Source organism: Streptomyces luteireticuli (assembly GCF_041519305.1).
GTDB classification, from domain to species: Bacteria; Actinomycetota; Actinomycetes; order Streptomycetales; family Streptomycetaceae; genus Streptomyces; species Streptomyces luteireticuli.
The window spans coordinates 2,383,412-2,403,224 of record NZ_CP167927.1; the positions used below are offsets into that span (position 1 = coordinate 2,383,412).

21 protein-coding genes and 1 riboswitch are annotated in these 19,813 nt (G+C 74.2%); of the genes, 12 read left to right on the forward strand and 9 right to left on the reverse strand.

The window, feature by feature from the left end; genetic code table 11:
- Positions 1-94 precede the first annotated feature (94 nt).
- Positions 95-724 carry a lysoplasmalogenase gene (locus tag AB8735_RS09970; RefSeq protein WP_372406707.1) on the reverse strand — a complete coding sequence of 210 codons (630 nt, stop codon included), beginning with the start codon at positions 722-724 and terminating at the stop codon, positions 95-97.
- Complete coding sequence (locus AB8735_RS09975; RefSeq protein ID WP_372406708.1) at positions 721-1,743, reverse strand: sterol desaturase family protein; 1,023 nt, start codon at positions 1,741-1,743, stop codon at positions 721-723. The genes AB8735_RS09970 and AB8735_RS09975 overlap by 4 nt, the downstream gene beginning before the upstream one ends.
- A 140-nt stretch (positions 1,744-1,883) precedes the next feature.
- Here AB8735_RS09975 and AB8735_RS09980 point away from each other — a divergent pair, with 140 nt between their 5' ends.
- Together AB8735_RS09980 and AB8735_RS09985 are read left to right on the forward strand one after the other, a co-directional pair.
- Complete coding sequence (locus AB8735_RS09980) at positions 1,884-2,903, forward strand: DEDDh family exonuclease (RefSeq protein ID WP_344032268.1); 1,020 nt, start codon at positions 1,884-1,886, stop codon at positions 2,901-2,903.
- A 31-nt stretch (positions 2,904-2,934) separates the two neighbouring features.
- A complete protein-coding gene (locus AB8735_RS09985) occupies positions 2,935-3,720 on the forward strand; it encodes an SURF1 family protein (protein ID WP_372406709.1) in 786 nt (261 codons plus the stop codon).
- Between the two features lie 176 nt (positions 3,721-3,896).
- Here AB8735_RS09985 and AB8735_RS09990 read toward each other — a convergent pair whose 3' ends face one another.
- Positions 3,897-4,472 (reverse strand): hypothetical protein, encoded by a 576-nt coding sequence (locus AB8735_RS09990; protein WP_372406711.1) that lies wholly within the window; start codon positions 4,470-4,472, stop codon positions 3,897-3,899.
- A 119-nt stretch (positions 4,473-4,591) separates the two neighbouring features.
- Between AB8735_RS09990 and AB8735_RS09995 the strand changes: the two genes are divergently transcribed.
- Genes AB8735_RS09995 through amaP form a run of 5 tightly spaced genes read left to right on the forward strand, consistent with a single transcriptional unit; the run spans position 4,592 to position 6,820 of the window.
- Positions 4,592-5,053 carry an Asp23/Gls24 family envelope stress response protein gene (locus AB8735_RS09995; RefSeq protein WP_344032273.1) on the forward strand — a complete coding sequence of 154 codons (462 nt, stop codon included), beginning with the start codon at positions 4,592-4,594 and terminating at the stop codon, positions 5,051-5,053.
- Between the two features lie 32 nt (positions 5,054-5,085).
- Entirely contained in the window at positions 5,086-5,295 is a 210-nt protein-coding gene (locus AB8735_RS10000; protein ID WP_372406713.1) for a hypothetical protein, read from the forward strand.
- 3 nt (positions 5,296-5,298) lie between these two features.
- Complete coding sequence (locus AB8735_RS10005; protein WP_372406714.1) at positions 5,299-5,652, forward strand: Asp23/Gls24 family envelope stress response protein; 354 nt, start codon at positions 5,299-5,301, stop codon at positions 5,650-5,652.
- Positions 5,649-6,221 carry a DUF6286 domain-containing protein gene (locus AB8735_RS10010; RefSeq protein ID WP_344032279.1) on the forward strand — a complete coding sequence of 191 codons (573 nt, stop codon included), beginning with the start codon at positions 5,649-5,651 and terminating at the stop codon, positions 6,219-6,221. Before AB8735_RS10005 ends, AB8735_RS10010 begins: the two co-directional genes overlap by 4 nt.
- A complete protein-coding gene (gene amaP, locus AB8735_RS10015; protein WP_372406715.1) occupies positions 6,218-6,820 on the forward strand; it encodes an alkaline shock response membrane anchor protein AmaP in 603 nt (200 codons plus the stop codon). Before AB8735_RS10010 ends, amaP begins: the two co-directional genes overlap by 4 nt.
- Before the next feature lie 39 nt (positions 6,821-6,859).
- Here the strand turns inward: amaP and AB8735_RS10020 are convergent, their stop codons facing one another.
- The 3 genes from AB8735_RS10020 to abc-f all read right to left on the reverse strand — a co-directional run bounded on the left by AB8735_RS10020 (position 6,860) and on the right by abc-f (position 9,948).
- Positions 6,860-7,651, reverse strand: coding sequence for an enoyl-CoA hydratase/isomerase family protein (locus tag AB8735_RS10020; RefSeq protein ID WP_344032283.1), 792 nt, complete (start codon positions 7,649-7,651; stop codon positions 6,860-6,862).
- A gap of 119 nt (positions 7,652-7,770) precedes the next feature.
- Positions 7,771-7,992: a helix-turn-helix domain-containing protein gene (locus AB8735_RS10025; RefSeq protein WP_030366669.1), complete on the reverse strand. Its 222-nt coding sequence runs from the start codon at positions 7,990-7,992 to the stop codon at positions 7,771-7,773.
- Positions 7,993-8,349: 357 nt separating this feature from the next.
- Positions 8,350-9,948, reverse strand: coding sequence for a ribosomal protection-like ABC-F family protein (abc-f, locus tag AB8735_RS10030; protein WP_344032292.1), 1,599 nt, complete (start codon positions 9,946-9,948; stop codon positions 8,350-8,352).
- Between the two features lie 336 nt (positions 9,949-10,284).
- Here abc-f and AB8735_RS10035 point away from each other — a divergent pair, with 336 nt between their 5' ends.
- Complete coding sequence (locus AB8735_RS10035) at positions 10,285-11,178, forward strand: neutral zinc metallopeptidase (RefSeq protein WP_344032294.1); 894 nt, start codon at positions 10,285-10,287, stop codon at positions 11,176-11,178.
- 210 nt (positions 11,179-11,388) lie between these two features.
- Here AB8735_RS10035 and AB8735_RS10040 read toward each other — a convergent pair whose 3' ends face one another.
- The 3 genes from AB8735_RS10040 to AB8735_RS10050 all read right to left on the reverse strand — a co-directional run bounded on the left by AB8735_RS10040 (position 11,389) and on the right by AB8735_RS10050 (position 14,737).
- On the reverse strand, positions 11,389-12,786 hold the full coding sequence (locus AB8735_RS10040; RefSeq protein ID WP_344028257.1) for a hypothetical protein: 1,398 nt from the start codon (positions 12,784-12,786) through the stop codon (positions 11,389-11,391).
- A gap of 88 nt (positions 12,787-12,874) precedes the next feature.
- The gene (locus tag AB8735_RS10045) at positions 12,875-13,999 is read right to left on the reverse strand and encodes an alpha/beta hydrolase (RefSeq protein WP_372406719.1); all 1,125 of its coding nucleotides are present in this window, start codon (positions 13,997-13,999) and stop codon (positions 12,875-12,877) included.
- Between the two features lie 75 nt (positions 14,000-14,074).
- A complete protein-coding gene (locus AB8735_RS10050) occupies positions 14,075-14,737 on the reverse strand; it encodes a class II aldolase/adducin family protein (protein WP_372406721.1) in 663 nt (220 codons plus the stop codon).
- 144 nt (positions 14,738-14,881) lie between these two features.
- Between AB8735_RS10050 and AB8735_RS10055 the strand changes: the two genes are divergently transcribed.
- From AB8735_RS10055 to AB8735_RS10070, 4 genes are all read left to right on the forward strand, one after another.
- Positions 14,882-16,129: an anion permease gene (locus tag AB8735_RS10055; protein ID WP_372406724.1), complete on the forward strand. Its 1,248-nt coding sequence runs from the start codon at positions 14,882-14,884 to the stop codon at positions 16,127-16,129.
- A gap of 14 nt (positions 16,130-16,143) precedes the next feature.
- Complete coding sequence (locus tag AB8735_RS10060; RefSeq protein ID WP_344028269.1) at positions 16,144-16,359, forward strand: hypothetical protein; 216 nt, start codon at positions 16,144-16,146, stop codon at positions 16,357-16,359.
- 698 nt (positions 16,360-17,057) lie between these two features.
- A riboswitch (cobalamin riboswitch) is annotated at positions 17,058-17,206 on the forward strand.
- Positions 17,207-17,326: 120 nt separating this feature from the next.
- Entirely contained in the window at positions 17,327-18,301 is a 975-nt protein-coding gene (locus AB8735_RS10065; RefSeq protein WP_372406726.1) for a cobalamin biosynthesis protein, read from the forward strand.
- The gene (locus tag AB8735_RS10070) at positions 18,294-19,808 is read left to right on the forward strand and encodes a cobyric acid synthase (RefSeq protein WP_372406728.1); all 1,515 of its coding nucleotides are present in this window, start codon (positions 18,294-18,296) and stop codon (positions 19,806-19,808) included. Before AB8735_RS10065 ends, AB8735_RS10070 begins: the two co-directional genes overlap by 8 nt.
- The last annotated feature ends 5 nt before the right edge of the window (positions 19,809-19,813 follow it).

The following is a 19,813-nucleotide window of genomic DNA, read 5'->3' on the forward strand; positions in this document are numbered from 1 at the left end:
CGGGCGGAGGGGACGGGGCCGGTGCGCCCCGTCCCCTCCGCTCTTCGTCCCTCCGCTCTTCCGCGTGGCCTCCCGCCGCACGCGGACGGCCGCCTCACGCGCCCCGCGCCGCCCGTACGACGGCGTCCGCCAGGAGGGCCTGCGCCCCGAGGTAGGTCAGCATGATCCAGAACTGGGGCGCGGGCGCCTGCGGCCACTCGGCGAGCCCCGAGGCGATCAGTCCGTCGGAGAGCAGGAAGAGCGCACCGCCCGCCGCGCCCCGGCGCCCGGTGCGCAGCGCCCCGTACGCCATCAGCGTCAGCAGCAGTCCGTACCCCGCGACGGGGACGCGCAGCCGCTCGGGCAGCCCGGGCCACAGCAGCCCGGTGGTCGCGGCCCAGGCCGCGGCGTAGCCGGCTCCCGGCAGCCGGCGGAACCGGCCCGCGGGACGGCTCCCATGCCGGGCGAACAGCCCCAGGTAGCACAGGTGCCCGGCCGCGAACGCGCCCATCCCCAGCAGGAACGCCGCCTCCCCGCCGGTCTGCAGCAGGACGTCCCCCGCGCAGCCGAGCAGCAGCGCGACCGCGAGCAGCGGGGGCCCGCCCCGCACCAGGACGTACTCGGCCAGCAGCGGCATCAGCACCGGCTTGGTGGCCCGTGCGACGGGCGTGGCGCCGGTGAGCAGGGCGCCGAGGTGGACGCCCCCGGCGGCCAGGGCGAGCCGGGGGCGGCGCAGCGCCCTCACCGGCCGGCCTTCCCGGGCGCGGCCTCCCGGCCGGGGCCGGCGCCCACCGCCCGCTCCGCCGCGGCGACTTGGGCCCGACCGGGGCCGGATGCCGCGCCGCGCCCGGGCCGCCCGGCCGCCTCCGGCCCGTAGGCCGGGGCCCGCCCGGGGACCGGGGCGCGGCCCCTCCCGGACCCCGCCGGCTCGAACCCCTTCGGCTGCCAGCCCGGTCCGCGGAAGATCCGCCCCGCGCGCTCGCCCCACGTCCGGGCGGCGCGCACATCGCGCGCGATCGCGGCGTACTCATGGGTGGCGACGCGCAGCGGGTTGTAGGTGTGGATGTTCTTCGTCAACCCGTAGACGGGCCGTTCCCCCTCCGCCACGAACGAGCCGAAGAGCCGGTCCCAGACGATGAGGATCCCGCCGAAGTTTCGGTCCAGATAACCGCCTTGGGAGGCGTGGTGCACCCGGTGGTGCGAGGGGGTGTTGAGGACGTACTCGAAGGGCCGGGGCAGCTTCCCGACCCGTTCGGTGTGGACCCAGAACTGGTAGACGAGGTTGGCGCCCGAGCAGAAGGCGACGGCTGCCGGGTGCACCCCCAGCGCCACCATCGGCACATAGAACGGCCAGACCGTCCAGGTGGTCCACGGCTGGCGCAGCGCGGTGGTGAAGTTGAACTTCCGGCTGGAGTGGTGCACGACGTGGCAGGCCCACAGGATCCTGATCACGTGGTGGCCGCGGTGCGACCAGTAGTAGAAGAAGTCCTGGGCGAGCAGCATCAGGGGCAGCGTCCACCACAGCAGCGGGACGCGCAGCGGGGTGAGTTCGTAGATCGCGGTGTAGACCGCGACGATGGGGATCTTCCACAGCGCGTCGAAGACCACGCTGCCGATCCCCATGCCGATGCTGGTCGCCGCGTCCTTGGCCTCGTAGCCCTCGGCCTCGTCGTCGGGATGGAGGCGGTAGCTCACCGCCTCGATCACGGTGAGCACGGTGAAGGCGGGGACCGACCACAACACGACATCCGGAAGGTGCGGCATGACGGCACCATAAACACGCCGACGGCCTTACGGCTAGGGGTTGTTACCCTCGGGTACCGATCGTGGTTACCGTCGGTTCGGCCGAGATCGGCGGGGGAGGCGGAAAGCGCTGTCAGTGCGGGCCCGTAAGCTCTTGGACCATGCTCGAAGACCGCATCGCAGCCGCATCGCCCACCCCGTGGCCGGCCGCGTATCCCGAGGGATACGCGGTCGTCGACGTGGAGACCACCGGGCTCGCCCGGGACGACCGGATAGTGTCGGCTGCCGTCTACCAGCTGGACGCCCGCGGCCGGGTGGAGGACTCCTGGTACACGCTGGTCAACCCGCGCCGCGACCCCGGCCCGGTGTGGATCCACGGGCTGACCTCCGAAGTCCTCGCGGACGCCCCGGTGTTCGAGGATGTCGCGGAGGAGTTCGCGAAGCGGCTGGACGGCCGGGTGCTGGTCGCGCACAACGCGGCGTTCGACTGGTCGATGATCGCCCGGGAGTACGCGCGGGCGGGCTCCGAGGCCCCGGTGCGCCGGCGGCTGTGCACGATCGCGCTCTCCAAGGAGCTCGGGCTGCCGCTGCCCAACCACAAGCTGGAGTCCCTGGCCGCGCATTACGGGGTGGAGCAGCGGCAGGCGCACCACGCGCTGGACGACGCCCGGGTGCTGGCGGAGGCGTTCCGGCCGAGCCTCGCGCTGGCGGCGGAGGCGAATCTGCGGCTCCCGCTGCTGGCCTGCCAGCCGCTGACGGAGTGGTCCGACGGCCCGGCGGCCATCCGCTCGGCGACCGTCGGCTACCAGCCGTCCTGGCAGCACCGCGGCGGCGCGACCTGGCGGCCGAGCCGCAAGCGGCCCGCCTGCCCGTACCCCAACCCCGGCCGCTATGAACCGGGCAAACAGCTCATTCAGGGCATGCGGGTGGCGTTCTCCGGCGACACCTCGATCGACCGGGAGCTGCTGGAGGACCGGGCGACCGAGGCCGGGCTCCACGTGGCGACGAGCATCTCGCGGCTGACCAGCCTGCTGGTCACCAACGACCCGGGCTCCCATACCTCCAAGACGGTCAGGGCCCGGCAGTACGGGACGCCGGTCGTCGACGAGGCCGCCTTCGTGCAGCTGCTCTCGCACGTGCTGCCGGCGGAGGGGGCGCGGCCCGGCGCACCCGGCCGATGAGGGCCGGGTGGCACGAGGTACCGTCACTTGCGTGTACCGCTTCCTGCTGACCCGGCAGTGGGTGATCCTCACGCTCGTGGGGATCGTCCTCATCCCGGTGATGATCAAACTGGGCTTCTGGCAGCTGCATCGCCATGAGCAACGGGTGGCGCGCAACAACCAGATCGGCCGCAGCCTCGACCACGCACCCGTGCCCGTCACCGATCTGACGGCGCCCGGCCGCGAGGTGACGCACGACGCCGTCTGGCGCCGGGTGACCGCGAAGGGGTCGTACGACCCCAAGGGCGAGGTCGTGGTCCGCCTGCGGACCGACAACTCCGGCAAGTCCGGCTTCATGGTCGTCACCCCGTTCGTGCTGGACGACGGCCGGGCGGTCCTGGTCAACCGCGGCTGGATCCCGGCCGACGCCGGCCAGCGCGAGTACCCGAAGGTCCCCGCCCCGCCCGCGGGCCGGATCGACCTCACCGGACGGCTGCGCGCCGACGAGGACCCCGGCGAGGGCATCCGGGACACGAAGGGGCTGCCGCCCCGGATGATCATGATCATCAACAGCGAGCGGCAGGCGAAGGCGCTGCACCGGCCGCTGCTCGGCGGCTACCTGGAGCTGATCTCCCCCGACGGTGAGGGGCAGCCGCAGACGATCGACCCGCCCGATCACAGCAGCATCGGCAATCACATGGCGTACACGGTGCAGTGGTGGCTGTTCTCGGCGTTCGTGCCCATCGGCTGGGTGATCCTCGTCCGGCGCGAGCGGCGGGACCGGATTGCGGCGGCGGCCGCGGCGGCGGAGGCGGAAGCGGTGCCCGCGGGGGTTTGAGGGGTTTTGCCCCTGGCCCGCCCTTTCACCGTTTCTTCCGGGGAGACCCCGGACCCCATTCGCCCTTCGGGCGAAGTCCTCAATCGCCGGACGGGCTGATTTTCAGCCCGTCCGGCGATTGAGGACACCCGCGCGGAGCGCAAAGAAACGGTGAAAGGGCGGGACCGGGGCAAAACTCACCCGCGGCCCCCGACCGCCGCGACAATCACCGCCCCACCCACAAACCCCCGCACCGCCCGCGCCACATCCAGCACCCGGACCCCCTCCTCAACCCCGATCCACGTAACCGCCTCCCCGACGGCGGACGCCGCGGCCACGCCCGGCACCGGCAAGGAGCCGGACAGCACCGGCACCTCCGGCGGAGAAACAGCAGGCACCGACTCCACCACCCGCACATCGACCCCCTCCACCACCAACCCCACCCACCCCTCCGCAGCCCCGATCAACGCCTCCCGCACCCGCCCCGCCACGACCGGCAACGGCTCCCCCAGCTCCGCCGCCAGCTCCACGGAGATCCTCAACGGCCCGGCGGGCAGGGCGCCGGGGGGAACCGGGACCGGCCCGGGAATCACCGGCGCGGCAGGGCTCCGGTCCAGACGGACCACCCCCAGGCGCACCCCCGCCGGCATCGGGACGGCCCGCAGCACCGCCCCCGCCGCCGCCTCCGCGATCCACGTTCCCTCCTCCGCGCCGCCCAGCGGCAGCAGCCTGCCGAGGGCGAGTTGCCGGCGGACCTCCCAGGCCCCGTCCATATCCGTCCTCCTGCCGCACACGCCGCGAAGATCGCACCGACAGGGCCTATCGTGTCAACAGATCGGTGCGCGCCATGTCCCTCCCGCGGAACACTTCCCTGGAAGCGAGGCGAACGACCATGACCGACACGCCGGCCGGCCCGGACGGACCGGGGGCGGCCAAGGAGCCCAAGGGACCCAAGGAGTACGTGGCCCCGGCCGACCGGGGGCGCACCACCATCGCGGACGGCGTCGTGGAGAAGATCGCCGGGCTGGCGGCCCGCGACGTGGTCGGCGTCCACACGATGGGGAGCGGGTTCGCGCGCACCTTCGGCGCGGTGCGGGACCGGGTGCCCGGCAGCGGCAAGTCCGCGACGCGCGGGGTGAAGGCGGAGGTCGGCGAGGTCCAGACGGCGCTCGATCTGGAGATCGTCGTCGACTACGGAGTGGCGATCGCCGAGGTGGCCCGCGCCGTGCGGGAGAACGTCATCGCCGCGGTGGAGCGCATGACTGGTCTGGAGGTCGTCGAGGTGAACATCGCCGTCAGCGATGTGAAGCTGCCCGACGAGGAGGAGGAAGAGACCCCGCCGAGGATCCAGTGACCCGGACCGGACCGGTGACGAGGAGCACACCCATGAGCATGGCCGTGATCGGCCTGATCGTCGGCATGGCGCTGGGCTTCGCCGGGTACTTCGGCGGGTTCGGCGCCTTCCTGCTGGTGGCGGCGCTGGGCGCCGTCGGTTTCGTCGCCGGCCGGTTCCTCGACGGGGACCTGGAGGCGGGCGACTTCTTCCGCCCGCGCGAACGTGACCGCGACCGTGACCGCGACGACCGGCGGCGGTAGGCGATGACCGTCGCACGGGGAGGGCCGGCCGTGGAAGCGGCCGGACGCGGAGCCACCCGGATCGCCGACCGCGTCGTCGCGAAGATCGCCTCGCAGGCCGCGCGCGAGGCGCTGGACGACGGGAGGGGTACGCCTCCCTACGCATCCGTGACCGTCCACGAGGAGACGGCCCGGGTGACCGTGTCCGTCGAACTCGGCTACCCGGTGGACATCGCCGAGCGCTGCCGCGCCGTACGGCGGCGGATCGCCGAACGCGTGGGGGCGCTGGCGGGCATGGCGGTGCCGGAGGTCGTGGTCACCGTCGAGCGGCTGCACTCGCGGCACCTGCGGCACGGCGGGACGGAGCGGGTGCGGTGAACGGGCCCGGGGAGGACGGGGACGGCGGCCGCGCGGGCCGCTTCTGGTCGGCCCGCCGGGTGCCCGCCGCGCTGGCCGCGGCGGTCGTGCTGGGTGCGACGGCGCTCCTCCTCTACGACGTGGCGGCGGTACGGGCCGGCCGCCGGGCCCTGGGCTGGCGGCAGCGGCTCGCCCGCGAACTGGCCCACCGGCCCCTGGACAACGGCTGGATCGTCGCGGGCGCGGTGGTGGCGGTGCTGCTGGGACTCTGGCTGATCGTCCTGGCCCTGACGCCCGGCCGGCGGGGCGTGCTGCCGATGCGACGCGACAGTCCCGACGTCCGGGCCGTGCTCGACCGCCGGGCGGCGGCGCTGGTGCTGCGGGACCGGGTGATGGAGGTCTCCGGGGTGCAGTCCGTACGGGTCGACGTCGGCCGGCGGACGGTCCGGGCGCGGGCGCGCTCCCACTTCCGGGACCTGGACGAGGTACGGGCGGACGTGGACGGCGTTCTGGCCGACGGCGTACGGGAGTTGGGGCTCGCCCGGCGGCCCGTCCTGTCGGTCCGCGTCCACCGGCCGCCGAGGCGGTGAACGCGGTGCTGCGCACGGTCAACCGCGTACTGCTGGGACTCGCGGGCCTGTTGCTGCTGGCGTTCGGCGCGGCGGTGCTCGTCGGGGCACTGGACCTGCCCCGGCACTGGGGCTTCTCCCTGCCGTCCGGCTGGCCGTTCCGGGGGCCGGACGACGTCCTGCTCACGGCCGGGGACCGGCGGCGGTGGCGGGACCGGGGCTGGTGGTGGCCGGTCGTGCTCGCCGCACTGGCGGTGCTCGCGCTGCTCGCCGTGTGGTGGCTGGTGGTGCAGCTGCGGCGGAGGCGGGTACGGGACGTGGTGCTCGGCGGCGACGATCCCGTCGTGCTGGTGCGGGGGCACGCGCTGGAGGAGGCGCTGGCGGCGGAGGCGGGCGCCCTGGACGGGGTCGAGCGGGCGGGGGTGATGCTGGTGGGGCGGCGAAGTGCGCCCCGGGCGCGGGTGGTTCTGGTGCTGGGGGCGGGGGCGGTGCCGGAGGCGGTCCTGCGGCGTTTCCGGGTGGAGGTCCTGGGGGCGGCCCGGACCTCGGCGGGGCTGGCCCGGCTTCCGGCGGAGGTACGCCTGCGGACGGTGCGGCACCGCGCGGAGCGCGTGGGGTGAGGTGCCTCGGACACGCCCTGGGCCCACGCGCCCGGCGCATTACTCCCCGAGACCCGCCAGATCCCTCAACCGCCGCCCCTGGGCGGCCCGCTCCGCCGCCCGCTGCTCGTCGTACGAGCGGCCCGCCGCCCCCCGCAGCAGCGCCTTCGTCTCGACGACCGCGTCCCGCGGGGCCGCCAGCAGCGCGGCGGCCAAGTCGTCCGTCGCCGCGGCGAGTTCGCCGGCGGGCACGACGAGATTGGCCAGGCCGGTCCGCTCGGCCTCCGCGGCGTGGACGAAGCGCCCGGTCGCGCAGATCTCCAACGCCCGCGCATAGCCGACGAGTCCGACCAGCGGCTGGGTGCCGCCCAGGTCGGGCACCAGCCCCAGGCTGGTCTCGCGCATGGCGAACTGCACGTCGTCCGCACAGATCCGCAGGTCGCACGCGAGGGCGAGCTGGAAGCCCGCACCGATCGCATGGCCCTGCACGGCGGCTATGGAGACGATGTCGTTCCGCCGCCACCAGGTGAACGCCCGCTGGTACGCGGCGATTTCCGCGTCGAGGTCGGCCTCGGAGCCGCGCGCCAGATCCAGGAACGACGGCTCCCCGTCGAACCCCTCGGGCGTGAACGCCTGCCGGTCGAGGCCCGCGGAGAAGGACTTGCCCTCGCCGCGGAGCACCACGACCCGCACGCTGCCCGGCAGCAGCCGCCCGGCCTCGGTGAGCGCCCGCCACATGGCGGGCGACTGGGCGTTGCGCTTGGCGGGACGGTTCAGCGTGACGGTGGCCACCGCGTCGAGCACGGTGAGCCGCACGCCGTCCTGGTCGAGCAGGGCCTGCGGGGCGGTCATGGAAGCCTCCGGAGTCGGAACTGCAGTCAGCAACAAGTGACTGCACAGTAACCACCCGGCCGGAACGACGGCCGACCGGGTGGCACCGTCCATGCTTCAGTGCCCGACAGGACCGCGTGTCAGGCCGAGGCGGCCTTCTTGCCACGCGTCGCCCCGCCGCGACCCCGCAGGATCACGCCGGATTCGCTGAGCATCCGGTGGACAAAGCCGTAGGAGCGGCCGGTCTCTTCGGCCAGCGCCCTGATGCTCGCACCGGAGTCGTACTTCTTCTTCAGGTCTGCCGCGAGCTTCTCGCGCGCGGCGCCGGTCACCCGGCTGCCCTTCTTCAGAGTCTCGGCCACCCGTGCCTCCTCATGGGAGATGCGCCTCTTGACTCTCATGATCACCCCTTGCCGGGATCCTGGCCACCCATTCGGCAAGGTCGATGACAGAAGGTTTCCGCGATCCGGGCCGCGAACAGCCCCCGGAGCAGGCGATTCCGTCCCTACCCGGCCGTACGGCCGTACGGGTGGCCGGGTGAAGCGGCAGGTCAGGGACGGAGCCGGGAGTGCGGGAGCGGAGCGCGGCCGGTGGCCGGTGCCCTGCGTGCGCCGGAGCGTTCCACCACACCGGGGTACGAGCCGTCCTCACTCAGATGAAGGATCACGCATCGTCCGAATGATCGGGACGGGACTGATCAAGCGAACCGCGGGAGCGCCTCAGGCGAGGGAGACCAGGTCCGCGTAGTCCGGACCCCACAGGTCCTCCACGCCGTCCGGCAGCAGGATGATGCGCTCCGGCTCCAGCGCGTCCACGGCGCCCTCGTCGTGCGTCACCAGCACGACCGCGCCCTTGTAGGTGCGCAGGGCGCCCAGGATCTCCTCGCGGCTGGCGGGGTCGAGGTTGTTGGTGGGCTCGTCCAGGAGGAGGACGTTCGCGGAGGAGACCACCAGCGTGGCCAGGGCCAGCCGGGTCTTCTCACCGCCGGAGAGCACGCCCGCGGGCTTGTCGACGTCGTCGCCGGAGAACAGGAACGAGCCCAGCGTCTTGCGGACCTCGACCAGATCCAGGTCGGGGGCCGAGGAGCGCATGTTCTCCAGGACCGTGCGGTCCGGGTCCAGCGTCTCGTGCTCCTGGGCGTAGTAGCCGAGCTTGAGGCCGTGGCCGGGGGTGACCTCACCGGTGTCGGGCTTCTCGGCCCCGGCGAGCAGCCGCAGCAGCGTGGTCTTGCCCGCGCCGTTGAGGCCGAGGATCACGACGCGGGAGCCCTTGTCGATGGCCAGGTCGACGTCGGTGAAGATCTCCAGCGAGCCGTAGGACTTGGACAGGCCCTCGGCGGTGAGCGGGGTCTTGCCGCAGGGCGCGGGCTCGGGGAAGCGGAGCTTGGCGACCTTGTCGGAGGCGCGCACCTCCTCCAGGCCCTTGAGCAGCCGCTCGGCGCGCTTGGCCATGTTCTGCGCGGCCACGGTCTTGGTGGCCTTGGCCCGCATCTTGTCGGCCTGGGAGTTGAGCGCGGCGGCCTTCTTCTCCGCGTTCTGCCGCTCGCGCTTGCGGCGCTTCTCGTCGGCCTCGCGCTGCTGCTGGTAGAGCTTCCAGCCCATGTTGTAGACGTCGATGACCGAGCGGTTGGCGTCGAGGTAGAAGACCTTGTTGACGACGGTCTCGACCAGGTCGACGTCGTGGGAGATCACCACGAAGCCGCCGCGGTAGGTCTTGAGGTAGTCGCGCAGCCAGGCGATGGAGTCGGCGTCGAGGTGGTTCGTGGGCTCGTCGAGGAGCAGGGTGTCGGCGTCGGAGAAGAGGATCCGGGCCAGCTCGACACGGCGGCGCTGACCGCCGGAGAGGGTGTGCAGCGGCTGGCCGAGGATGCGGTCGGGCAGCCCCAGGCTGGCGGCGATGGTGGCGGCCTCGGCCTCGGCGGCGTACCCGCCCTTGGTGAGGAACTCCGTCTCCAGGCGCTCGTACTTCTTCATGGCCTTCTCGCGCGTGGCGCCCTTGCCGTTGGCCATGCGGTCCTCGTTCTCGCGCATCTTGCGGAGGACGGCGTCCAGGCCGCGGGCGGAGAGGACGCGGTCGCGGGCGAGCACGTCGAGGTCGCCGGTGCGCGGGTCCTGCGGGAGGTAGCCGACCTCGCCGGAGCGGCTGATGGTGCCGGCGGCGGGGATGCCCTCGCCGGCCAGGCACTTGGTCAGCGTGGTCTTGCCGGCGCCGTTGCGGCCGACCAGACCGATGCGGTCGCCCTTGGCGATGCGGAACGAGGCCGACTCGATGAGGACACGGGCGCCGGCGCGCAGCTCGAGGCCGGAGGCGGTGATCACGGGAACTACTCCTGGGCAGGGTGGACGGCGGTCGGGAAGGGGGCGAGCACTGCCGCGCGGTGCGGCGCGGCGCCGTCTAATGCACGAGGAGAGAAGCCATGGGGAAGAGTCTAACGGGGGCGGGCAAGCAGATTTCCCGGTCGGGCGGCGGGCCCGGGGGCGCACGGAGAGTGCTCGCACGCCGGTCGTACACCGTCCGGCCTCCGCCGGATTCGCCGCCGTCCGCCCGGGTTCACTACCGTTCCGGACGGCCCGGGCGGGCACGAAACGGGCGGGCACGGAACAATCGGTGCACCGATACTCGGGGTGACGGACCCCGTGGGAGAGGCGGCGGGCATGCAGTTCGACGACGACGCGGACCTGGACACCTCACAGGTGCAGGACGAGCGGGGCAGCCGGATCCCCGGGGGCGGGCTGACCGTGGGCGGCGGGGTCGTGGGGCTGCTGGCCCTGCTCGCCGGGCTGTTCTTCGGCATCGGCCCGCAGGAGCTGGGACTGTCCTCGGGGAATTCGGGCAACCCGTCCGGGACCGCCAGTACGGACAGCCAGGTGGCGCAGAGCTGCAAGAAGGGGCGGGACGCCAACACCCGGGAGGACTGCCGGATCGTCGGTGTCGTCAACAGCGTCCAGTCCTTCTGGAAGCAGGAGTACGCCCGCGGCGGCCGCGCCTACAACCCGGCGCCGACCAAGCTCTTCACCGACCGGACGAACACCGCCTGCGGGTCCGCGACCTCGGCCGTCGGCCCGTTCTACTGCCCCGGCGACCACAAGGTCTATCTCGACCTGGGCTTCTTCAAGGAGCTCACCGACAAGTTCGGGGCCCGCGGCGGACCGTTCGCCGAGGCGTACGTGGTGGCGCACGAGTACGGGCACCACATCCAGAACCTGACCGGGACCCTGGCCCGCTCCCAGGACCGGAAGACCGGCGAGACCAGCAACTCCGTCAAGGTCGAGCTCCAGGCGGACTGCTACGCCGGGGTCTGGGCGCACCACGCGACCACCACCCCGGACCCGGCGACGGGCCGGCCGCTGCTCAAGCAGCTCTCGCAGCAGGACATCAGCGACGGCCTGTCGGCCGCGGCGGCGGTGGGCGACGACCGCATCCAGGAGAAGTTCCAGGGGCGGGTGACCCCGGAGAGCTGGACGCACGGGTCGGCGGCGCAGCGTCAGCAGTGGTTCACGACGGGCTATCGGACGGGGAGCGTGGCGGCCTGCGACACGTTCCGCTGACGGCGGGGGGTTTGCCCCGGTCCCGCCCTTTCACCGTTTCCTTGCGCTCCGCGCGGGTGTCCTCAAACGCCGGACGGGCTATTTCAGCCCGTCCGGCGCTTGAGGACTTCGCCCGAAGGGCGAATGGGGGCCCGGGGGTCTCCCCCCGGAAGAAACGGTGAAAGGGCGGGCCAGGGGCAAATCACCCCACCCGGGGCCCCGCGCACCGGATCACGTACCCCCGCGATGCACCTGGAAAGCCGCCCGCCGCACCGCCTTGGCCAGCGCCGGATCCGGATGCGCGGCGGCCAGAGCCACCAGCACCTGGACCGTACGCGGGTGGCCGACGGCGCGCACCTCCTCCAGGAGACCCGGCACCGTGCCCTGCACCGCCGAGTCGAGATGGCGCACCAGCAGCCGGCTCTCGCCGTGGTCGGCGACGGCCGCGGCGGTGTCCACCCAGAGCCAGGTGGCCTCCTCACGGGTGAGGACCTCCGCCGCCTCCTCGGGGTCGTGCCCCTCCTGCTCGGCGAGCCACAGCAGGGCGTACGGGCGGACGGCCGGCTCGTCGACGGCGGCGCGCACCGCGGGCTCCGCGGGGGCGCCCACGGCGCGCAGCGCCTCGAAGGCCAGCCCGCGCACCAGCGCGTCGTCGCCCCGGGCCGCGGCCAGCAGCTCGTCGACCGCGCTGCGCACCGGCCGGGCGGCGAGCCAGGCCCGGTACTCGGCACGGGCCGGGCCCGGGCTGAGGTCGGCGCAGCCGCGCAGCATGGCCTCGGCGGCGAGCTCGATGTTGCCCGCGGGGCTCTGGGCGGCCACGCAGATCTGCTCCAGCTTGACCCACACCGCCCAGTTCCCCAGCGGCGTCAGCACCGCCTCGGCCGTCGGGCCGGTGCCGCGGACCACGAGGGCGCCGACCGAGGCGAGCCCGTCCAGGGCCCAGTCGAGCAGGCCGGCGAGCGGTCCGAGCTCCTCGGGGCAGCGGTCGGCGAGGTCCGGCACGGGGCGTCCTTCGTGCCGGACCTCGTAGCGGACCTCGCAGCGCTCGGCGCGGATCTCGGCCACGCGCTGCCGGAGGAGGTCGAGCAGCTCGGCGACGGGGACCGGGCCGGCGGACAGGTGCAGGACGGACAGCAGCTGGGGCGCGGCCTCGACGACCTCGGCGGCGACGGTCGCGTCGGTGCCGGCCGGTTCGGGGCGGGCGATCGACCAGGCGTCGAAGAGCGCCACCCAGCCGCGCAGCACGGCGCTGTCGTCCCGGTCCCAGGCGGTCAGCCGCCAGCCGGGGCGGGCGGTGTTGCCGTGCAGTTCCAGGAGGCCGGCCAGCCGGGCCCGGTCCCAGTCGGCCCGGACCCGGTCGGGCGTCACCCCCAGGGCGGCCGCGGCCCGGTCGGCGGCCCGGCCGAGCTCCTCGGGACGGGCCTGCTGGTCGGCCGCCCAGCGGGCGAGGCGGACGGCGCCGGTGAGCCCGGCTCTCGCCTGCCGGGCGAGTTCCGGCCGGGCCGGGATGCCGGCGGGCGGGCGGGGGGCGGGACGGGAGCCCCGGTCGGCCACCGCCTTGCGGGCGGCGGCGATCGGCTGCCGGGGGACGAGTCTGAGCCGGGAGTCGCGCGGAGTACGGGACGTCACAGGAGCAGTCTTGCCGTTCACGCTCCGAAAACCCAATCGGAATCAACCATGCAGACACCCATGACCCCTGGTGGCGACCGGTGGCGCCCTACATCAGGGGCGTCAGGAAGCGCCGCAGGGCCTCCTCGTAGCCCGCCGGGTCGGCGTTCCACAGGGCGGAGTGCCCGGCGTCGCGGACCGTCCGCAGGGTGACCAGGTCGGGACGGTGCGCGGCGAGGTCGCGGGAGAGGTGCCAGGGGGCCACGGGGTCGTCCGGGGCGTGCAGGAGCAGGGTGGGCACGGCCAGCCGTGCCGGGTCGGCGGCGGCCCGGAGTTCGCCCTGGTCGAGGCCGGCGCGGGCGCGGGCCGAATGCACCGCGAGCGGGCGCAGCGCGGCGGGCGGACGGCGCCCGGCGAGCGCGTGCAGCGCGGCGTCCCAGTCGAGCACCGGGGAGTCCAGGACGAGCCCCGCGACGCGCGGGCCGGTCTGCGGGTCGGCGGCGGCGAGCAGCGCCGCGGTGGCCCCGGTGGACCAGCCGAGCAGCACCACGCGCCGGGCCCCGCGGCGCACGGCCTCCGCGACGGCGGCGGCGACGTCGTGCCGCTCGGCGGCGCCGAGCCGGCCGATGCCGTCGGCGGGCCGGGGCGCGCCGGGGTCGCCGCGGAGCGCGGGGACGAGCACGGGGAGCCGGGCGCGGTGCAGGAACGGCAGGACGACCATGGGGTGTTCGCGGGTGGTGCCCAGGCCGTGCACGGCGACGACGGCGGTGTCCCGGGCGCCGGGCAGGAACCAGGCCGGCAGCGTGCCGTCCGCGCCGGGCACGTCCACCTCGCGGTGGACGATGCCCAGCGCCTGGTACGGGTCGCCGAGGTGGACCTGCGGGGTGAAGTGGACGTGCGCGCCTTCGTGGAGGTGGCCGTGGACGACCCGGACGAGCCGGCGGACGACGCGGTCGTGGGGGTGCGAGACGTCCGCGACGGGCGGCCCGACGATCGCGTGCAGGCCGGGCGCGGCGAGCCCGTACGTGCCGGGGCGCAGGGCGTTGGGGGTGCGGGCGAGGGTGACGGTGTCGGTGTCGGCCGCGTGCACGGTGAGGGGGTGCTCGCCGGGCAGCGGCGTGCCGGGCCCGGTCCGCAGGGCGGCGGTGCCCGCGTACCGCCCGGCCGCCAGCGCGGCCGCCGACGCGGCGGCCGCGACCGCCGCCGTCCAGGCCGTCGTCCTGACCAGATGCATCCCTCAAGTGTCGGCGGCGGCGCGGGGCGGGGCCAGTCGACGGGGACCGGCGAGCGGGTGTTTCTGTCTGGATCTTTACGGTTCCTGCCCATATTTGGTCAGCTTCTGGGCCGCCTCGGCGAGCTGGTCCGGGCTCAGCAGGGTGGGCGTACGGCCGGGCACGCCCGAAGCGGCCAGCCAGACGCGGCACATCCACTCCAGCTGGGCGGTGCGGTCGTGGGCCTGCTCCGGGGTCGCCCCGTAGGTGAGCGTGCCGTGGTTGCGCAGCAGGCAGCCGGTGCGGCCGTCGAGGGCGGCCAGGGCGTGGCGGGCGAGCTCGTCGCTGCCGTAGAGGGCGTAGGGCGCGACGCGGACGGGCCCGCCGAGGGCCGCGGTCATGTAGTGGACCGCCGGCAGCTCGTCGACGAGCGTGGAGACGGCCGTGGCGTGGACGGCGTGGGTGTGCACGATCGCCGCGGCGCCGGTGGCCCGGTAGACGGCGAGGTGCAGCGGCAGTTCGCTGGTGGGCGCGAGCCCGTCGCCGAGCGGGCGGCCGTCCGGGTCCACGGCCACCAGGTCCTCCGGACCGAGCCGGTCGTACGGCACACCGCTGGGCGTGACAAGGATCATCTCTCCGAGCCGGGCCGAAACGTTTCCCGAGGTGCCCACCACCAGCCCCTCGGCGGCCGTCCGCCGGGCCGTGGCCAGCACTTCCGCCCGGATCCGGGCCTCTGCCGCGGACCCCTTCGATTCCTTCACGGTTCACCGCCTCCGGTTCGCGTCACCGTGGCTCCCGCGCCCGTTCACCTTCCGTTCACCCGGAGTCCCTACGGTCGCCGCGTACTGACGTACGGAGTCCGACCGTCGTACGGAATCTGACCGCCTGACTGATTGCCTGGGTGAATGGAACACATCACGCTTCTCATCGGGATCGTGATCGTCACGGCCTTGGTGTTCGACTTTACGAACGGCTTCCACGACACGGCCAACGCGATGGCCACCACCATTTCCACCGGGGCTCTCAGACCCAAGGTCGCGGTGGCCATGTCGGCGGTGCTCAACCTCGTCGGCGCGTTCCTCTCGGTGGAGGTCGCCAAGACGATCTCCGGAGGCATCATCGACGAGAGCGCCGGGATCAGACCAGAGGTGATTTTCGCCGGTCTGGTCGGCGCGATCGTCTGGAATCTGCTGACCTGGCTGGCGGGCCTGCCCTCCAGTTCCTCGCACGCCCTCTTCGGCGGCCTGATCGGCGCGACGCTGGTCTCGGTCGGCACCCACGGCGTCCACGGCGAGGCCGTCGTCATGAAGGTCCTCATCCCGGCCGTGGCCGCGCCGATCGTCGCCGGCGTCGCCGCGACGCTCGCGACCCGGCTCACCTACCGGCTGGCCCGCGGCCGCGACGAGGCCGACACCGCGCGGGGCTACCGCGCCGGGCAGATCGCCTCCGCCGCGCTCGTCTCGCTGGCCCACGGCACCAACGACGCGCAGAAGACCATGGGCGTGATCACCCTCGCCCTGGTCACCGGCGGCGTCGTCGCCCCGCACTCCGACCCGCCGCTGTGGGTCGTCGTCTCGGCCGGCCTCGCGATCGCCCTCGGTACGTACCTGGGCGGCTGGCGCATCATCCAGACCCTCGGCAAGGGCCTCACCGACATCCGCCCCGCGCAGGGCTTCGCCGCCCAGACCGGTGCCGCGACGGTGATCCTCGCCTCCTCGCACATCGGCTTCGCGCTCTCCACCACGCAGGTCTGCTCCGGCTCGATCATGGGCGCCGGGCTCGGCCGCAAGGGCGGCGTGGTCCGCTGGTCCACGGCCGGCCGCATGGTCATCGCCTGGTGCCTGACGCTCCCCGCGGCCGGTCTGGTCGCCGGCGGCGCGGCGCTCCTCGCGGACCAGGGCGACTGGGGCGTCGCGGCCGTCGCCGTCCTGGGCATCGCCGTGAGCGGCGCGATCTGGCTGGCGTCGCGGCGGAAGCCGGTCACGGGCGACGATGCGGCGCCCTCCCCCGCCGTCGCGGAGGAGCCGGCGGGTGTCGTCACCCAGGCCCTGCAGGCCGTGGCCCCGCCGCCGGCCGCCCCGGCTGCCCCGGCCGCCCCGTCCGTCACCACCCCCGAGCCCGCGGTGACCCCCGCCGTGGCCGCGACCAGCTGAGGAATCCTTCCGCGATGAACATCAATTGGGCCGCGCTCGGCCAGGTCTTCGGTGTCAGTGTCGTGATGACGGTGGCGCTGGTGGGGGTCTTCACGCTGGGGATCGTGGGGACGTCGGGGTCCCGCGAGGGCGGGGGGTCGTCCACGGGGTTGGTCCGCGCCGGTGCGTATGCGTGTTATGCGGCGTGTGCGGCGGTGGTCGGGTACGGGATCTATTTGATCGTCGCCTGAGGCGGCGGTCTCGGGGCGGGTCGGGGGGTTTTTGCCCCCGGCCCGCCCTTTCGCCTCCCCCAGAGGGGGTACCCCCACCCGGGGCGGGGCCCCGGACCCGGACCGCCCCTCCGGGCGGTGGCGGGGCTTCGCCCCTGCGCCCCCTGGACCCCTGAAGCGCCCTGCGGGCGCTGTCCTCAAGCGCCGGACAGGCTGGGTGTGTGCCCCGGTCCCGCCCTTTCACCGTTTCTTCCGGGGAGACCCCGGACCCCGTCCGCCCTTCGGGCGGAGTCCTCAAACGCCGGACGGGCTGAAGTGCCCGCCCGGGCTGAAGTACGCGCCCCGGCTGAAGTACGCGCCCCGGCTGAAGTGCGCACCCGGGCTGAAGCGCGCGCCCGGGCTTTGGAATCCGGCCCGGGCCCGAAACCCAGCCCGTCCGGCGTTTGAGGACGAGCGGCGGAGCCGCGACAAACGGGGTCCGGGGCGGAGCCCCGAAAAAGGGGGCCAGGGGCGAAGCCCCGGAAGCAGGGGTGCAGGGGGCGCAGCCCCCGCCGGGGAGCAGGGGCGGAGCCCCGCCCACCGCGCGGCAGCGCGGTGCCGGGCCGAGGGGGCGGAGCCCCCGGAAGAAACGGTGAAAGGGCGGGCCAGGGGCAAACCCAAACCCGAGTTGACGCCCGCTCACGGGCCATGGTGGACTGCCGAGGCCAAACGGCGACAGCAGAGGAAGCCGGTGCGAGTCCGGCGCGGTCCCGCCACTGTCACCGGGGAGCGCGCCCCCGCGCAGCACCACGCAGCACCGCAACGCCACGGCAGCCGAACACCGCCGGAAGGCAAGGGGATCCGCGCCGATCCGGGAGCCAGGAGACTCTGGTCGCCGGTCACGTCGAACCAGGGCGCGGACCCTGAGTGAGGACACAGAGCCATGCCCGGCCGCCGCCGACCACCGACCGGACCGCGTTCGCCCCGAGGTGCGACGGCGGTCTGACGCGTGCCCTCCGCCGACCCCCTCGGCTTCGCCTGCGGCGCCGTCCTCGGTTTCGCCTGCGACCTCGTCCTCGCCGACCCCCGCCGCGGCCACCCCGTCGCCGCCTTCGGCCGCGCCGCGCACTCCGTCGAGCGCCGGCTGTGGCGCGACCACCGCGCCCACGGCACCCTGCACACCCTCGTGTGCGCCGGTGGCGCGGCCGCGGGCGCCGCCCTGCTCGCCCGCGCCACCCGCGGCCACCGCACCGCGGACGCCGCCCTGACCGCCGCCGCGACCTGGGCCGTCCTCGGCGGCACCTCCCTCGGCCGCGAGGCCCGCGCCATCGGCGGGGCGCTCGAAGCGGGCGACCTCGATGTCGCCCGCGAACGGCTGCCGCACCTGTGCGGGCGCGACCCGCAGTCCCTGGACGGGCAGCAGATGGCCCGCGCCGTCGTGGAGTCCGTCGCCGAGAACACCTCCGACGCCGTCGTCGGCGCCCTCGTCTGGGGCGCGTTCGCGGGCGTCCCCGGCCTCATCGGCTTCCGCGCGGTCAACACACTCGACGCGATGGTGGGCCACGAGTCCCCCCGTTACCGCCGCTTCGGCTGGGCCTCCGCCCGGCTCGACGACGTCGTCGGCTGGCCCGGCGCCCGGCTCACCGCCGCCCTGGCCGTCCTCGCCGGCCCCGACCGGCGCGACGCGCTGCGCGTCGCCCGGCGCGACGCCGGCCGCCACCCCAGCCCCAACGCGGGCCCGGTGGAAGCCGCGTTCGCGGGCGCCCTGGGCGTACGCCTCGGCGGCACCCTCGCCTACGCCGGCCGCGTCGAGCACCGCCCCGTCCTGGGTGCGGAGAACCGGCCGGTGGCCGTGGCCGACATCGAACGGGCCGTCCGGCTCTCCCGCCGGGTCTCGTTGCTGGCGCTGGGCGTTGCTGTCACCGGGCGCACAGTGGGAAGTCTCATCAGCAGGACCGTCAAGAGGAGCAGCACGGGTGGGTAAGCGGGGTGGGGGCCTGCTGGTCGCGGGGACGACCTCCGACGCGGGCAAGAGCGTGGTCACCGCCGGCATCTGCCGGTGGCTGGTGCGCAAGGGCGTCAAGGTGGCGCCGTTCAAGGCGCAGAACATGTCGCTGAATTCTTTCGTGACCCGGGAGGGCGCCGAGATAGGCCGCGCCCAGGCCATGCAGGCCGCGGCCGCCCGTGTCGAGCCGAGCGCGCTGATGAACCCGGTGCTGCTCAAGCCGGGCGGCGACCGCAGCAGCCAGGTCGTGCTCATGGGCAAACCCGTCGGCGAACTCAGCGCCCGCGGCTACCATTCCGGCCGCCAGGAGCAGCTCTTCGGCACCGTCACCGACTGCCTGGAGCAGCTGCGCGCCACCCACGACGCGGTGATCTGCGAGGGTGCCGGCAGCCCCGCCGAGATCAACCTGCGCCGCACCGACATCGTCAACATGGGCATCGCGCGCGCCGGTCGGCTGCCCGTCGTCGTGGTCGGCGACATCGACCGCGGCGGCGTCTTCGCGTCCTTCTTCGGCACCACCGCGCTGCTCTCCCCCGAGGACCAGGAGCTCATAGCGGGCTATCTGGTCAACAAGTTCCGCGGCGACGTGTCCCTGCTGGAGCCGGGGCTGGAGATGCTGCGCGGCCTCACCGGCCGCCGGACGTACGGCGTCCTGCCGTTCGCCCACGGCCTCGGCATCGACGAGGAGGACGGGCTCCGCGTCTCGCTGCGCGGCGCCGTGCGCGAGTCGGTGGTCGCCCCGCCACTGGGCGAGGACGTGCTGCGGGTCGCGGTCTGCGCCGTCCCCCTCATGTCCAACTTCACAGACGTGGACGCGCTCGCCGCCGAGCCGGGCGTGATCGTCCGCTTCGTCGACCGCCCCGAGGAACTCGCCGACGCGGACCTCGTGGTGGTGCCCGGCACCCGCGGCACCGTCCGCGCCCTGGCCTGGCTTCGCGAACGCGGTCTCGCCGACGCGCTCGTCCGCCGCGCCGCCGAGGACCGCCCGGTCCTCGGCATCTGCGGCGGCTTCCAGCTCCTCGGCGAACGCGTCGAGGACGAGGTCGAGTCCCGGGCCGGGGTCGTGGAGGGCCTGGGCCTGCTGCCCGTACGGGTGCGGTTCGCGGCGGAGAAGACCCTGGAGCGCCCCGTCGGCGAGGCGCTCGGCGAGCGGGTGGAGGGCTACGAGATCCACCACGGCGTCGCCGAAGTGCTGGGCGGGGAGCCCTTCTTGGACGGCTGCCGGGTCGGGTCGGTGTGGGGTACGCACTGGCACGGCTCGCTGGAGAGCGACGCGTTCCGCCGCGCGTTCCTTCGGCGCGTGGCGGAGGCGGCGGGCCGCCGCTTCGTCCCGGCCCCGGACACGTCGTTCGCGGGCCTCCGCGAGGAACAGCTGGACCGCCTGGGCGATTTGATCGAGGAGCACGCGGATACGGATGCGCTGATGCGCCTGATCGAGGACGGCGTCCCCGCTGGCGCCCCCTTCATACCGCCGGGGGCGCCATGAAGCCA

Excerpts from the sequence above, each read along its gene's own strand:
- AB8735_RS09975 (WP_372406708.1), bottom strand. The coding sequence starts at position 1,743 with ATGCCGCACCTTCCGGATGTCGTGTTGTGGTCGGTCCCCGCCTTCACC.
- AB8735_RS09980 (WP_344032268.1), top strand. The coding sequence starts at position 1,884 with ATGCTCGAAGACCGCATCGCAGCCGCATCGCCCACCCCGTGGCCGGCC.
- AB8735_RS09990 (WP_372406711.1), bottom strand. The coding sequence starts at position 4,472 with ATGGACGGGGCCTGGGAGGTCCGCCGGCAACTCGCCCTCGGCAGGCTG.
- AB8735_RS09995 (WP_344032273.1), top strand. The coding sequence starts at position 4,592 with ATGACCGACACGCCGGCCGGCCCGGACGGACCGGGGGCGGCCAAGGAG.
- AB8735_RS10000 (WP_372406713.1), top strand. The coding sequence starts at position 5,086 with ATGAGCATGGCCGTGATCGGCCTGATCGTCGGCATGGCGCTGGGCTTC.
- AB8735_RS10005 (WP_372406714.1), top strand. The coding sequence starts at position 5,299 with ATGACCGTCGCACGGGGAGGGCCGGCCGTGGAAGCGGCCGGACGCGGA.
- AB8735_RS10020 (WP_344032283.1), bottom strand. The coding sequence starts at position 7,651 with ATGACCGCCCCGCAGGCCCTGCTCGACCAGGACGGCGTGCGGCTCACC.
- AB8735_RS10035 (WP_344032294.1), top strand. The coding sequence starts at position 10,285 with ATGCAGTTCGACGACGACGCGGACCTGGACACCTCACAGGTGCAGGAC.
- AB8735_RS10045 (WP_372406719.1), bottom strand. The coding sequence starts at position 13,999 with ATGCATCTGGTCAGGACGACGGCCTGGACGGCGGCGGTCGCGGCCGCC.
- AB8735_RS10055 (WP_372406724.1), top strand. The coding sequence starts at position 14,882 with ATGGAACACATCACGCTTCTCATCGGGATCGTGATCGTCACGGCCTTG.
- AB8735_RS10060 (WP_344028269.1), top strand. The coding sequence starts at position 16,144 with ATGAACATCAATTGGGCCGCGCTCGGCCAGGTCTTCGGTGTCAGTGTC.